Here is a 13,840-nt window from a genome sequence, read left to right on the forward strand (position 1 = left end):
CTGGCCCTGAGCACGGGTGAAACTTTCAAGGTCACCGGCAGCGACACCGTCAGCGGCCAGTTGGTGATGAAGGAAAAAAAACTCGACAGTTTTCACTTCTACCAGGAGGACGACAAGCATTACCGGGTCGTGCATAAGTCCGGCCTGGTGGAGATATTGGAAGTACTGGGCAGTTCACAGGGCGAGGTAGCCCTGCCCGTTGAGATTCGTGCGGCCACGGGACACTCGGTCACGCTCGGCTATACCCCATTCAGTGGTACTTATCAGGTACTGGCATGGGTCAAGGATGACGCCGACCAGACCCTGCTGACGGTCGACCGCCAGAGTACGTCCCTCGAAGTGCTGCTCCAGCCATCCGCCGGACCGGACGGTGGCCCGTTGGCACGCTTTGCCATGGCTCTGGAAGGCTCTGACAAATACGTCAGCCGCATCACCCTGCCGACCGAGAACGAAGCATCCTGGCGTTTTGGCTACGACCTTGTCCGCGATCATCTCTGCATCACGCGGGTAGAGACCCCAACGGGGGGGAGGGAGGAAATATTCTATCAAGACGACGGCCATCAATTCCCGGATGACAGCGGACACACGCCGTTGCCTCGGGTGACCCGGCACCTGACCGAGCCGGGATTCGGCCAGCCGCCGATTGATGTTCGCTATACCTACAAAAGCGAAGACCCCGGGGAAAGCGAGAAAAACTTCCTGGGCGGCGGCCTGCTCTTGTCTTGGGAAGACAACGGCCTGGACAATCTCTATAAATACATTGGCGTCTACGAATACGTGTGCATCGAAACGCTCTGGATTCAGGATGACTCGGAACCGGAGCCTTACCCAGTTCGAAAAATCGAGCGCAAGTTCAACCAGTTCCATTTGCTGACAAGCGAAACGACCACTCAAAACAATAATGTCGAGACGGTCGAAACCACGTACTACCTGACCCCGGGTGTCGAGTTCGACCAACAACCCAACTACTGCCAACTGCCCAAGACAGTGAGGACCACTTGGTCGTTGCTCAATAATCCCAACCGCAGGCGCACTGAAACCGTCAGCAGTACTTATGACAACTTTGGCAACCTGCGGGTGCAGGTCCGGGCAGACGGCGTTATTGAAACCAACATCTGGTATTGCGCCGCGGGTGAGGACGGCTGTCCGGCCGACCCCGAGGGTTTCGTACGCAACCTCAAGGAGCAAACCGTCACCCCGGCTCCGCCAGCCAATGGCCAGGCCCCGACGCTGAGTACTCGTTACCGTTACAAAGCGCTGTCGCAAGTAGACGACAGCACGTCGCAAGACCTGCCGTTAAAGAAATGGCTCACGCTCGAAAGCCAGACGCTGGTGCAGCTCGGGCCCACCGAAAGCGAACTGGAACAAACGCTCTTCGAGCCTATCGACGATTCGACCAATGCGTTCCTGCATGGGCGCGTTTCCCGTCAGACGACGACCTTGAATGGCCATTCCACCCGGGTCGATTACGACTACAGTAAATTCGACAGCCTTCAATTCGGAGTGCCCGTGCAGCAAACCACGGAAACGCTGAGCACAACGCTCGATGACGCCAGCAAAACCATCATCCGACAGCATTCACGACTCACCTCGCAAGAACTGTCAAGTCACGAAGACGGCGTGGAAACCCATTATTACTATGACGTCCTGAATCGCGTGACGAGGGAAGTCGTCGCCCCAAATACCGCCTTCACGGCCATTCGCAATTATGAATACACCCTCAGCGCCACTCGGGGACAACAGGCGGAGCATTTGACCCTCAACGCCAGGAGAATCAAGACACGCAGCGTGCTCGATGGATTGGGCCGTTTGGTTTTCCAGGAGAGCGAGCATTTCGACAGCGCCGACTCGAGCAGGACTCGCCAAACCTATGCGGCCATTTATAACGCCTGGGGAGAGTTGGCTGAAGAAACCGAGTATGACTGGCTGGACGGAGAATCGAGGGCGCTCAAGAGCACGTTCCACTATGACGACTGGGCGCAGCAAAGCTACGTGGTCGGTCCAGACGGGGTCGAGATCCATCAAAGCCTGGACCCGATCGGGACACCGGAGTCCCAGGGACCGATCCAGCGCAACTGGATCCAGAGCCCCGGGCCATCCCCCATGATAAGCGGCCTGAGCGAGACCTGGCTCAACCTGTTCGGCAAGCCCTCGCAGGTGCGGACCGTGGATGCAGCCGAAGAGGAAATCGCGACCGAAACCTACCTCTACGACGGCCTGGGCCGTTGTACCCAGCACACGGATGCCGCGAAATACACCACTGAATTCGTCTATGACCCCTGGTCGCGCCTGATCAGCAGCACGCTGCCCGACGACAGCATCGTCAAGCGCACGTATGCAGCGCACAGCACCTTGGAATTGCCGGTGGACCTGTGCGTCAGCGGTGGCGGCGTAGACGAAACGAGCGTAGGCACTCAGGCGTTCGATGGCTTGGGACGCCTGACCCGGACCACCGTTGGCACGCACACAGAGCGCTACACCTACGAGGCCGGCCAGTTGCAAGTGAAGACGAGGATCACGCCGGCTAACGATACCATTGAGTACGTATACAACCTGGCACTCACCGACCAGCCCATCAGCAGTAGCGCTCCAGATGAAAACGCGGATTTTGCCTACCACTCGATCAGCTCGCGCCTGACCCAGGCATGTAACGAACAGGGACGCAGAGAATACGAATACAACACCGCCAATCAATTGCGCGTCGAGCGTTGGGTCGACAGTCGAAACATTGCCTGGGAGACCCTGCATGCGAGCTCCATGCAAGGCCGTCCGCTCAAGCGCACCGAATTGAAACAAGAGCATAGCGCCGGGCTGGACACCGTCTATGGTTACGACGAGGCCGGGCGAGTGAGTAGCATCAATCAGGGCCAACTCCACGCCGCGTTCGAATATGACGGCTTGGGCCAGCTCTTTTGCACCACTACGACGGACCTGGCGGCGGACAGCACGCTGGTGGCGCAATTGCAGTATGACGATCAAGGTCGCGAAGTACTGCGCACGCTGACCTTGAATCAGTTGCCACCCTACACCCAGACGCAAACCTGGCAGGTCGACAGCTTGTTGCAAAGCCGACACCTGCAGCACAACGGGGTGAGCCTGCTCAAGGAGACGTTTGGCTATGACCCCCGTGGGCGACTGGTCAAACACGAGTGCGAGGGCAGCACGTTACCCAGGGACAACGAAGGGAGGGAGATCACCAGGCAAATATTCGCGTTCGATGCCTTGGACAATATCAAGCTCGTCTTGACGACATTCGCCGATGCTACAACCGAACGGGCCATATTCGCCTACGCAGACGATAACCCTTGCCAGCTCCAGAGCATTGAGTACACACCGGAAAGAGCCACACAGAATCCGACATTCGCCTACGATCTCAACGGCTGCCAACTCAACGACGAGCGCGGTCAACGCTTGATTTATGACAGCCAGAGCCGCTTGGTAGGCGTCGAAAGCCCTGTGGGCGAGACCGTGAGTCAGTACCGCTATGACAGCCATGATCATTTGCTCACATCGAAACAAGGTAATGAAAGTGAAGTCCTGCGTTTTTATCAGGACGAGAAACTGAGCAGTATCGACCAGGACGGTCAACAGACCCACCTCCTCCATCACACTGACGGGCCACTGGGGCAACAAGCCTCGGACGACTCACAGACGTTGCTGTTACTCACCGACCCGAACCACAGCGTCATCGGTGAAAGCCGGCAACGCGACCTGCGCACTGCCGTCTACAACGCGTACGGGGAACGCCACAGTGACGAGCCTCTGAGAAGCCTGCTGGCCTTCAACGGTGAAATCCGTGAGCAAGCCAATGGCTGGTACATGCTCGGCCTGGGTTACAGGGCCTACAACCCGGGCCTGATGCGCTTCCACACTCCGGACTCCCTCAGCCCGTTTGGCAGCGGTGGGGTGAATCCTTACACCTATTGCCTGGGTAACCCGATAGCCCTGCGTGACCCCACCGGGCACGAGGCGATCGGCTGGAGTGGCAGGTTGCGACGGCCGGACGAGGATACCCCCCTACCGTCGGGCGGCGGTGGTGGCGTGGAAGGCTGGATTTCCGTGGCGGTGGGCGCATTCTTTGTGGTCGTTGGGGTTATTGCATTAATTCCGTCATCGGGCGCCACCTTTGCATTGATCGCCGCGGGTACCGCGCTCTCGGCTGGCTCGACGATCGCCAGCGCGGTGGCGGTAGCGGACACGAATGAGCAGGCCGGTAAATGGGGGCTGTATCTGGGGTATGCGGCGATAGCAGTGTCGCTCCCGCTTATTGCCAAATCATCCTACAACGGAGTCAAGTCGATGCGCGCAAAAGCTAGCGGTGTGGCTAAGAACAGGTCATCAGCCCATTTGATTTTTTCCGGTACCGTGGCTCCGAAAAACTCAACGATGGCAGTTCTTCCAAATAAAAAAGTAGCGCTTATCCAACAGATCATACCGCAAGCAAGATCGATGAATGGGCGTGTCTTCCCTATGCCGCGAAGTGCCGTCCCCGCTACGGTTACGGCTACAGCTTCAGCTGCGCCTACTCCACCGCCACTGAAGCCAATCGGCGGTGGTGGTGCCAGTAGCACTTCAGCGGTAATCAAGCCAATCCAGCCAGCACCGAAAGGAAACGGTGCTGCAATGCTGCCTGACAATCAGAATGCTTTAAAACCTGTGCAGGAGTTTAAGGAAAGACCTAGCATAAAAAACTCCCCGTCTGCGAATACATCCAGTAGCTCAACTACACCCAATCCAGTCCGTACCTAACCCTATTGATCTTCGGAGGCAAACTCAGCTCAACACCCCCCCTACCAACACCACCATCTCCAACAACTCCAACAACGCCCCCGCCGTATCCCCGGTACAGCCCCCCAATCTGCGCAGCATCATGTGGCGCAAACCGATGAACACCGTGCAGGCGAGCAGCAGGGTAAGGACGCCGGCCCATCCCGCAACCAGCACACACCCCAGCGCACACACGAGCAACACCCACCACCCGGCACGCCGAGGCACATGGTCGGCAAGGGCCTGGCCCAACCCACCCGCCCGCACGTAAGGCGTGCTCAGGAACAGGCCAAGCAAAGCGGCCCGCCCCAGCACCGGCACGATGATCAACATCAAGCCCTGCCCTTGCTCGATCAACGCCAGCAACGCAGCGAATTTGAGCAACAGCACCAGCACCAACGTGATGACCGCAATCGGCCCGCTGCGCGGATCCTTCATGATCAGCAACGTGCGCTCGCGGTCGCCAAAACCGCCGAGCCAGGCGTCGGCGCTGTCGGCCAGGCCATCGAGGTGCAGGCCACCGCTGAGCAACACCCACGCCGTCAGCAACAGCGCGGCGTGCAGCAGCAGTGGCGCGCCTGTCAGCCACTCATTGAGCAGCCATAGCAAGCCGCCGAACAACAGGCCCACCAACGGGTAGAACAACAGCGAACGACCCAGTTGCCCGGGCTCGGGTATGCCGGGCAGGCGAACCGGCAGGTTGCTGAGAAATTGCAGGGCGATCCAGAACGGCAACATGGTCAAACCGCCTCTTCCAGCCGCGCGCCGGACGACACGCGCAGGGAAAACAACGCGCCATGGCCGACTTCGACATTGAGCAACTGTTCACGCGGCAGACCACGAGCCCGGGCCAGTAGCAAGCGCATCACGCCGCCGTGGCTGACCAGTAAGACGCGCTGCCCCGCGTAGGACGCCTGCAAACGCTCGACCGCCGCCAGGACCCGGCTGGAAAACGCCAGCACCGGTTCGCCATCGGGCGGAGTGAAGCCGTAGGGATCGGCCCAGAACCGGCCCAGGGCTTCGGCGTCGGTCGTCATCAGCGCCGCCGCGCTACGGCCTTCCCAGGCGCCAAAATGCAGCTCTTGCAGGTCTTTGTCCAAGTGCACCGGCAGTTCGAGCCGGGCACCGAGTTGCTCGGCGAAATGGGCGCAGCGCTGCAAGGGCGAACTGACCAGTCGATCCCAGGGGCCGCCCTGCGCCACCGCCGTGTGCATTTGTTCCCAGCCCTTGGCGGTCAGGGCATCGTCGAGGCTGCCGCGCAAGCCGCCGCCCAGTTCGGTTTCGCCGTGACGCAGCAGGTCCAGGCGCAAGGTCATGCTGGGCGGTCCGCCACGGCCGCTTCGGCAAACGTCGCCATCTGCCCGTGCAGGTCGCAGGCCAGACGCAACAGCGGCACCGCCAACGCCGCGCCACTGCCCTCGCCCAGGCGCAGGCCGAGATCCAGCAGCGGTTCGGCGCCGAGGGTTTCCAGCACATGACGATGGCCCGGTTCGGCGCCGCGATGAGCGAACAGCAACCACGGCCGGCACGCCGGATTGAGGCGCACCGCCACCAGGGCCGCGACGCTGCAGATGAAGCCATCCACCAGCACGGCGACGCCCTGCTGGGCACAGGCCAGGTATGCGCCGACCAACGCGGCGATTTCAAAACCGCCGAGGTTGAACAGGGTCTGCAACGGGTCGTTACCCTGGGCAGCGTGCAACGCCAGGGCCCGTTCGATCACTTGGGCCTTGCGGCTGACACCCACGGCGTCCAACCCCGTGCCCGGCCCGACCAGATGCGCCACCGGGCAGTCGAGCAAGGCGCAGGCCAGGGCGCTGGCGGCGGTGGTGTTGCCGATGCCCATCTCGCCGCCGATGAACAATTGCGTCCCGGCCGCGACGGCACGCAGCACACTGTCGCACCCGGCGTGCAAGGCTTGCTCGCCCTGTCTCATCGTCATTGCCGGGCCCTGGGCGAAATTCGCCGTGCCCGGCCCGAGATTCAGGTGCCGCACACCGGGCAGGTCCAGCGCAGGCGTGACGGTGCCCAGGTCGACCACTTCCAGGGAGGCGCCCAGTTGTCGCGCCAGGACGCTGATGGCTGCGCCGCCGCTGACGAAATTGAGCAGCATTTGCCCGGTGACCTCTTGGGGATAAGCCGATACGCCTTCTGCGACCACGCCATGGTCACCGGCGAAAATCGCGATCCACAACCGGTCCAGGCCCGGTTTGAGCTGCCCTTGCAGACCCGCCAGTTGCACCGCCACCGACTCCAGCCGCCCCAGGGAACCGGCCGGTTTGGTCAGTTGTTGCTGACGGGCCGCGGCCAGTTCCAATGCTTGGTTATCGACGGGTTTGCACGGGTCCAGCCACCAGCGATGATTCATAACGCAGTACCTTTGAGAGTCAGGGGCAGGCCCGCGACGGTCAGCACGACGCGCTGACAACGTTCGGCCAAGGCTTGATGCAGCCAACCGGCTTCATCGACATAACGGCGAGTCAACTCACCCAGCGGCACGACACCCATGCCGGTCTCGTTGCTGACAAAAATGATCTGCCCGGGCAGCGCGGCCAGGCTGTCCAGCAGCGCTTCGCGCTCGGCGTTCAGTTGCTCAGGAGCGTCGAGCATCAGCAGGTTGGTCAGCCACAGGGTCAGGCAATCCACCAGCAGGCATTGCCCGGAGGCAGCGTTTTCCCGCAGCACCCGGGCCAGGGCCAAGGGCTCCTCCACCAGCGCCCATTCGGCCGGCCGCCGGGCGCGGTGCTGGGCGACACGATCGTTCATCTCACCGTCCAGGGGTTGGCTGGTGGCGATGTAGGTCACTGGCAAGCCGGTGTCCGCCGCGAGTTTTTCAGCCAGGCGACTCTTGCCGGAGCGGGCGCCGCCGAGGATCAGTTGGAGCATGGGTCATTACCTTTATTTGGCGGTGTGGCGACTGGCGCCATCGCGAGCAAGCTCGCTCCCACATTTTGAAATGCATTCCCCTGTGGGAGCGAGCTTGCTCGCGATGAGGCCAGCCCAGCCCCCCTAAATCCCACAAAGCTCACGCAACAATCCAATATCCAGATGCCGCTCCACCAGATCCGCCAACCGCTCGATGTCCCGCTCGCGCAAGCCGTGGTAATCCACCGTTTGCACATCCGGCAACCCCGCCCAACGCAACAACGCGCTGCTGGCCTGGGGGGACTCGAACAGCCCGTGCAGGTAGGTGGCGAAAATTTGCCCATCGAGGCTCTGGGCACCGTCGCAACGCCCATCCTCCAGATGCACCGCAGCCTGTTCCAGGGCCGGGCCAGTGGTCACGCCCGCGTGGATCTCATAGCCGCTGACTTCGGCCGCTTCCAAGGCCAGTCGCCCGTGCACATTGCGCAGTTGCTTCTCGTGTTCCAGGGTCGTTTCGAAGTCCAGCAGGCCCAGACCGGCACTGGAGCCCGCCGCGCCTTCCAGCCCCAGCGGGTCGTGGACCTGCTGGCCAAGCATCTGCAAACCGCCGCAGATTCCTAGCACTTTTCCGCCGTAACGCAGGTGACGATCGATCGCCGTTGCCCAGCCGTTGGCGCGCAGGTAGGCCAGGTCGCTGCGCACGCTTTTCGAGCCGGGCAGGATGATCAGGTCGGCCGGCGGGATGGGCTGGCCGGGGCCGACGAATTGCAGGTCGACCTGTGGGTGCAGGCGCAACGGATCGAAATCGGTGTGGTTGCTGATGCGCGGCAAGACCGGCACCACCACTTTCAGCACTTGCTCGGCCTTGTCGATCTGACGCTGATCAAGGCCATCCTCGGCTTCCAGGTGCAGATCCATGACGTACGGCAACACGCCGATCACCGGTTTGCCAGTGCGCGCTTCCAGCCAGTCCAGGCCCGGTTGCAGCAAGGCGATGTCGCCACGAAAACGGTTGATGATGAAGCCCTTTACCCGCGCCTGCTCGCTGGGGGAAAGCAACTCCAGCGTGCCGACCAGATGGGCGAACACCCCGCCGCGATTGATATCGGCGATCAGCAACACCGGGCAGTCCACCGCCTCGGCAAAGCCCATGTTGGCGATGTCACCGGCGCGCAGGTTGATCTCCGCCGGCGAGCCGGCGCCCTCCACCATCACCACCGGATAGGCCGCGCTCAAGCGCGCGTGGGAAGCCAGCACCGCTTGCATCGCGATGGCTTTGTAATCGTGATAAGCCACGGCGTTCATGGTGGTGACAGCGCGACCGTGGATGATCACCTGGGCGCCGGTGTCGCTGTTGGGCTTGAGCAGCACCGGGTTCATGTCGGTGTGCGGTTCGAGACCGGCGGCCTGGGCCTGCACCGCCTGGGCCCGACCGATTTCGCCGCCGTCAGCGGTCACGGCGCTGTTGAGGGCCATGTTCTGCGGCTTGAACGGCACCACGCCCACACCCTGGCGCTTGACCCAGCGGCACAAGGCCGTGACCAGGGTACTTTTGCCGGCATCGGAGGTGGTGCCCTGCACCATCACTGTGGTCATGGGGTGTCCTTGGCGTAGGCCTCGAAGGCTTGTTCGAGGCGCAGGAACTCGCTGTCGTCGGCCGGCAGCCCGAAACGCAGGCTGCTGGTGTTCACGAACAGACGCAGGAGAATGCCGCGATGGGCCATGAAATCGTGAAGCCCCTGAGCGTGTTCGGTGACCAGCCATTGGAACAATCCACAGCCACCCTGCGGCTTGAAGCCGTGGCGTTCGAGCAACAGAGCCAGACGATGGCTGGTGGTTTCGCAGCGCTGGCGCTGGTCTGCGTGGGCAGCGCTGTCCAGCAGGCACGCCTGGCCCAGCACCCGGGTCGGCCCGCTGACGGCCCACGGCCCGACTTGTTCGGCGAGCAACTTGAGCAAGCGCCGTTCGGCCAATACAAAGCCCAGGCGAACCCCGGCCAAGCCAAAGAACTTGCCGAACGAACGCAGGACGATCAGCCCGACCAGATGGGTGTACGCCGCCAGGCTCAGCGCCGGTGTGACGTCCATGAACGCTTCATCCACCACCAACCAGCCACCGCGCTGGGCCAGGCGGGCATGCCAATCCAGCAAACGCTCGGGCGCCAGGCTCAGGCCCGTGGGGTTGTTCGGGTTGACCACCACCAGCACGTCGAGGCTGTCGAGGAAGAAATCCACCTCCGCTTCCAGCACTTCGCGCACGATATAGCCACTGCGGCGCCAGGCTTCGGCGTGCTCGGCGTAACACGGCGACAAGACGCCGACCTTGCCGCTGCGACGCAGGCGCGGCAACAGCTGGATGGCCATCTGCGAGCCCGCCACCGGCAGCACATTCAACGCACCGTAGTAATCGCAGGCGGCCTGCTCCAAGCCATCATCGGTTTCCGGCAGGCGCGCCCAAGCCCGCAGGGGAATCGCCGGAACGTCGAACGGCCAAGGCGCGAGGCCGCTGGACAAGTCGAGCCAATCGGCTTCGGCAATGCCATATTGCCGGGCCGCGTTGCGCAAGCGCCCGCCGTGCTCAAGCATAGAACTCAGCTCCCAGGCAGAGAATCAGCAACCACAACCATACCCCGCGCTGGACCAATTGCCAGCCGCGATCAATGGAGTCGGCACTCGCCGGCACGCCTTCGCCCAAGGGCGGACGTTGGTGCAGTTCGCCGTGGTAAACCGCCGCCCCGCCCAGCTCGACACCCAGCGCTCCGGCCCCGGCGGCCATCACCGGCCCGGCGTTGGGGCTGTCCCAGGTCGGGCCCTGGGTGCGCCAGCACTTGAGTGCCAGGCGGGTTTTGCCGAGCAGCGCGTAGGTCAACGCCACCAGGCGCGCCGGAATGTAGTTGAGCACATCGTCGATCTTGGCCGCCGCCCAGCCGAAGCGCTCGAAGCGTTCGTTGCGATAACCCCACATGGCGTCGAGGGTATTGCTCAGGCGGTACAGCACCACACCTGGCGCGCCAGCCACGGCGAACCAGAACAGCGCGGCGAACACCGCGTCGCTGCCGTTCTCCAGCACCGACTCGGTGGCGGCGCGGGCCACGGCGGTTTCATCCAGTTCAGCAGTCTCGCGACTGACCAGGTAGCCGACGCGCTGGCGCGCCTGCTCCAGATCACCGCTGCGCAATGCCCGCGCCACCGGCTCGACATGCTCGCCGAGGCTGCGCAGGCCGAGGGCACAGTACAACGCCAGGATCTCCACCAACCAGCCCACCATCGGCGCCCAAGACAGCGCCGTGGCGAGCAAGGTCAACGGCACCACGGCGATCACCCAAGCCGTCACCCCGTGGCTGCGCCAGCCACGTCCGCCTGAGTTGAAACGTTGTTCGATGCGATCGGCAAAGCCACCGAACGCCACCAACGGATGCCAGCGCCTGGGCTCGCCCAACAGCGCATCCAGCGCCACCGCGGCGGCACTGAGCAACGCCACGCTCATGGACTCACTCCCCAACGGTTTTCATACAGCAATTCATTGAGCGGACGCGGTTGCGCCCAACCTTCCAGGGCGAGCATCGGCGCCGGGTAAAACCCCTCCACCGGGCCCAGGCAAAGGATCGCCAGCGGCTTGGCCCCGGCGGGCAAGCCCAGCAGGTCGGCCAGGGCCTGAGGTTCGAACAATGACACCCAGCCCATCCCCAGCCCTTCGGCGCGGGAGGCCAGCCACAGGTTCTGGATGGCGCAGGACAGCGAGGCCAGGTCCATTTCCGGCAAGGTCCGACGACCGAAGATATGCCGCTCGCGATCCTCCATCAATGCCGCCACCAGCACTTCGGCACAATAGTCGATGCCTTCGACCTTGAGCGTCATGAACTCATCGCTGCGCTCGCCCAGGGCCTGCGCGGTGCGAATGCGTTCCTGCTCCACCAGTTGGCGGATCTGCCCACGCAAGGCGCGGTCGCTGATGCGGATGAATCGCCACGGCTGCATCAGGCCGACACTGGGGGCCTGGTGCGCGGCTTCCAGCAAGCGACGCAGCAACGCCGGTTCGACCGTGCCGCCGCTGAAGTGGCGCATGTCACGGCGTTCAGCGATGGCGCGGTAGATGGCGTCGCGTTCAGTCTGGGAGAAAGCGTTGTCGGTCATGGCCTCTTCGCGAGCAAGCCCGCTCCCACAGGGTTCAGGTGATCAAATGTGGGAGCGGGCTTGCTCGCGAAGGCGGCCTCAGGGTCAGGCGCAAACAACGCGGCAATCGCCCTGGGATTGGACGGAAAATAAAAGTGCACATAGGAAGCCGTCATCCGCCCTTGCCGGAAAACCGCCTCCGCACCGCGTCCGCCATTGGGGCTATGGCCACGGGCAATCGGTTCAACCTCGGTGCTGGTCAGGGAATGATGATAGGTGTGCCCACGCAGGTTGCCTTCCGGCAAATCCACCGACTGCAGCGCCAGGGCCGCCAGGCGCTTCTGCATCTGCGCATCGCCGGCCAGCAAACCCAGCAGTTCGGCGCGCACGCCGTCGACATCGGTCAATGAATCGAGCAGGTACAACATGCCGCCGCATTCGGCGAGTAACGGTTTATCGGCGGCATGGTGAGCACGGATCGCGGCCAGCATCGGCGTATTCCGGGCCAGCGCAACGTGGTGCAGCTCCGGATAACCGCCAGGCAGATAAAGACTGTCCGCCTCAGGCAGTTCGGTGTCATGGATCGGTGAAAAAAAGCTCAACTGCGCCCCCATGGCCCGCAGCAGATCAAGGCTTGCGCCATAGGTGAAGGCGAACGCTTCGTCACGGGCCACGGCGATGCGCACACCGTCGAGCCACGGCGGCGGATTGATCACCTCGGGCGCGGCGAATTCGACCGCTGGCGGCAGCGCCACCTCGCAACTACCGGCCAAGGCATCGGCCGCCGCGTCGAGGCGCAGGTCGAGATCGTTCAATTCACTGGCCTGGACCAACCCGAGATGACGGCTTGGCAATTCGATGCCGGTTTCCCGGGACAGCGCGCCGTACCAACGCAGGCCTTCGGTCAGGCTACCTTCGAGCAATTGCGCGTGACGCAAGGTGCCGACCCGGTTCGCCAAGACCCCGGCGAATGGCAGGTCCGGTTGATAACGGGCCAGGCCCAGGGCCAAGGCACCGAAGGTCTGGGCCATGGCCGTGCCGTCGATCACCGCCAGCACCGGTACGCCAAAATGCCTCGCCAGATCGGCGCTGGACGGGGTGCCGTCGAACAGCCCCATTACCCCTTCGATCAGGATCAGGTCCGCTTCGGCGGCGGCTTCCCACAACAGCCGGCGACTTTCCTGCTCGCCGACCATCCACATGTCCAATTGATAGACCGGCGCGCCGCTGGCCCGCTCGAGGATCATCGGGTCGAGGAAGTCGGGGCCGCACTTGAAGACGCGCACCTTGCGCCCCTGGTTGCGATGCAAGCGGGCCAGCGCCGCGGTGACGGTGGTCTTGCCTTGCCCCGAGGCCGGCGCTGCGATCAACACCGCCGGACAGTGGCGGCTTGTCAGGCAAGGGTCACTCACAGTTCGACGCCTTTCTGCGCCTTGATACCCGCCTGGAAAGCGTGCTTGAGCATGCCCATTTCAGTCACGGTGTCGGCCAGCTCGATCATCTCCGGCTTGGCGCCGCGACCGGTCACCACCACATGCTGCATCGGTGGGCGAGCCTGCAGATCGCTCAGCACCTGGTCGAGGTCAAGGTAGCCGTGCTTGAGGGCGATATTCAATTCATCGAGCACCACCAGGCCGATGGACGGATCGCTGAGCAACTGACGCGATACGGCCCAGGCGGCTACGGCGGCGGCGATGTCGCGCTGGCGGTCCTGGGTTTCCCAGGTGAAACCTTCACCCATGACATGAAAACGCACCTGCTCCGGGAAGCGGCGAAAAAACAGCTCTTCACCAGTGCTGTTGCGTCCCTTGATGAACTGCACCACACCGCATTGCATGCCATGGCCCATGGACCGTGCCAGCATGCCGAACGCCGAGCTGCTCTTGCCCTTGCCATTACCGGTCAGCACCAGCAGCAAGCCGCATTCGTTCGGCGAGTTGGCGATGCGCTCGTCGATCACGGCTTTCTTGCGCTGCATGCGCGCCAGGTGGCGTTCGTCGCGATCAGGGGTGTCGGTCATGGGGAGCTCTCCGTTGGGATTGGATAACGGCGGGCGGGGCACAAAAAAAGACGGCAACAAGCCTGGCATCGCCCAC

General features: G+C 62.9%; 11 protein-coding genes. 1 reads left to right on the forward strand and 10 read right to left on the reverse strand.

Annotation, left to right across the window (positions count from 1 at the left end):
• Positions 1–66: 66 nt before the first annotated feature.
• Complete coding sequence (locus BT125_RS26085) at positions 67–4,749, forward strand: RHS repeat domain-containing protein (RefSeq protein ID WP_256573838.1); 4,683 nt, start codon at positions 67–69, stop codon at positions 4,747–4,749.
• A 24-nt stretch (positions 4,750–4,773) separates the two neighbouring features.
• Here the strand turns inward: BT125_RS26085 and BT125_RS26090 are convergent, their stop codons facing one another.
• The 10 genes from BT125_RS26090 to cobO form a co-directional block, all read right to left on the reverse strand.
• Positions 4,774–5,505 carry an adenosylcobinamide-GDP ribazoletransferase gene (locus BT125_RS26090; RefSeq protein WP_072411787.1) on the reverse strand — a complete coding sequence of 244 codons (732 nt, stop codon included), beginning with the start codon at positions 5,503–5,505 and terminating at the stop codon, positions 4,774–4,776.
• A gap of 2 nt (positions 5,506–5,507) precedes the next feature.
• The gene (gene cobC, locus BT125_RS26095) at positions 5,508–6,083 is read right to left on the reverse strand and encodes an alpha-ribazole phosphatase family protein (RefSeq protein ID WP_072411789.1); all 576 of its coding nucleotides are present in this window, start codon (positions 6,081–6,083) and stop codon (positions 5,508–5,510) included.
• Entirely contained in the window at positions 6,080–7,135 is a 1,056-nt protein-coding gene (gene cobT / locus BT125_RS26100; protein ID WP_072411791.1) for a nicotinate-nucleotide--dimethylbenzimidazole phosphoribosyltransferase, read from the reverse strand. Before cobT ends, cobC begins: the two co-directional genes overlap by 4 nt.
• Positions 7,132–7,653: a bifunctional adenosylcobinamide kinase/adenosylcobinamide-phosphate guanylyltransferase gene (cobU, locus tag BT125_RS26105; protein WP_072411793.1), complete on the reverse strand. Its 522-nt coding sequence runs from the start codon at positions 7,651–7,653 to the stop codon at positions 7,132–7,134. Before cobU ends, cobT begins: the two co-directional genes overlap by 4 nt.
• Positions 7,654–7,776: 123 nt before the next feature.
• Positions 7,777–9,228, reverse strand: coding sequence for a cobyric acid synthase (locus BT125_RS26110; protein WP_072411795.1), 1,452 nt, complete (start codon positions 9,226–9,228; stop codon positions 7,777–7,779).
• Complete coding sequence (gene cobD / locus BT125_RS26115; RefSeq protein ID WP_072411797.1) at positions 9,225–10,217, reverse strand: threonine-phosphate decarboxylase CobD; 993 nt, start codon at positions 10,215–10,217, stop codon at positions 9,225–9,227. The genes BT125_RS26110 and cobD overlap by 4 nt, the downstream gene beginning before the upstream one ends.
• The gene (cbiB, locus tag BT125_RS26120) at positions 10,210–11,118 is read right to left on the reverse strand and encodes an adenosylcobinamide-phosphate synthase CbiB (RefSeq protein WP_072411799.1); all 909 of its coding nucleotides are present in this window, start codon (positions 11,116–11,118) and stop codon (positions 10,210–10,212) included. The genes cobD and cbiB overlap by 8 nt, the downstream gene beginning before the upstream one ends.
• Positions 11,115–11,765 carry a 5,6-dimethylbenzimidazole synthase gene (gene bluB, locus BT125_RS26125; protein ID WP_072411801.1) on the reverse strand — a complete coding sequence of 217 codons (651 nt, stop codon included), beginning with the start codon at positions 11,763–11,765 and terminating at the stop codon, positions 11,115–11,117. Before bluB ends, cbiB begins: the two co-directional genes overlap by 4 nt.
• A complete protein-coding gene (locus tag BT125_RS26130) occupies positions 11,762–13,156 on the reverse strand; it encodes a cobyrinic acid a,c-diamide synthase CobB (RefSeq protein WP_072411803.1) in 1,395 nt (464 codons plus the stop codon). The genes bluB and BT125_RS26130 overlap by 4 nt, the downstream gene beginning before the upstream one ends.
• Positions 13,153–13,764 (reverse strand): cob(I)yrinic acid a,c-diamide adenosyltransferase, encoded by a 612-nt coding sequence (gene cobO, locus BT125_RS26135; RefSeq protein ID WP_072411805.1) that lies wholly within the window; start codon positions 13,762–13,764, stop codon positions 13,153–13,155. The genes BT125_RS26130 and cobO overlap by 4 nt, the downstream gene beginning before the upstream one ends.
• Positions 13,765–13,840: the final 76 nt, after the last annotated feature.

The sequence above is a fragment of the Pseudomonas sp. NFACC04-2 genome, from assembly GCF_900119265.1.
Taxonomy (GTDB): domain Bacteria; phylum Pseudomonadota; class Gammaproteobacteria; order Pseudomonadales; family Pseudomonadaceae; genus Aquipseudomonas; species Aquipseudomonas fluorescens_AA.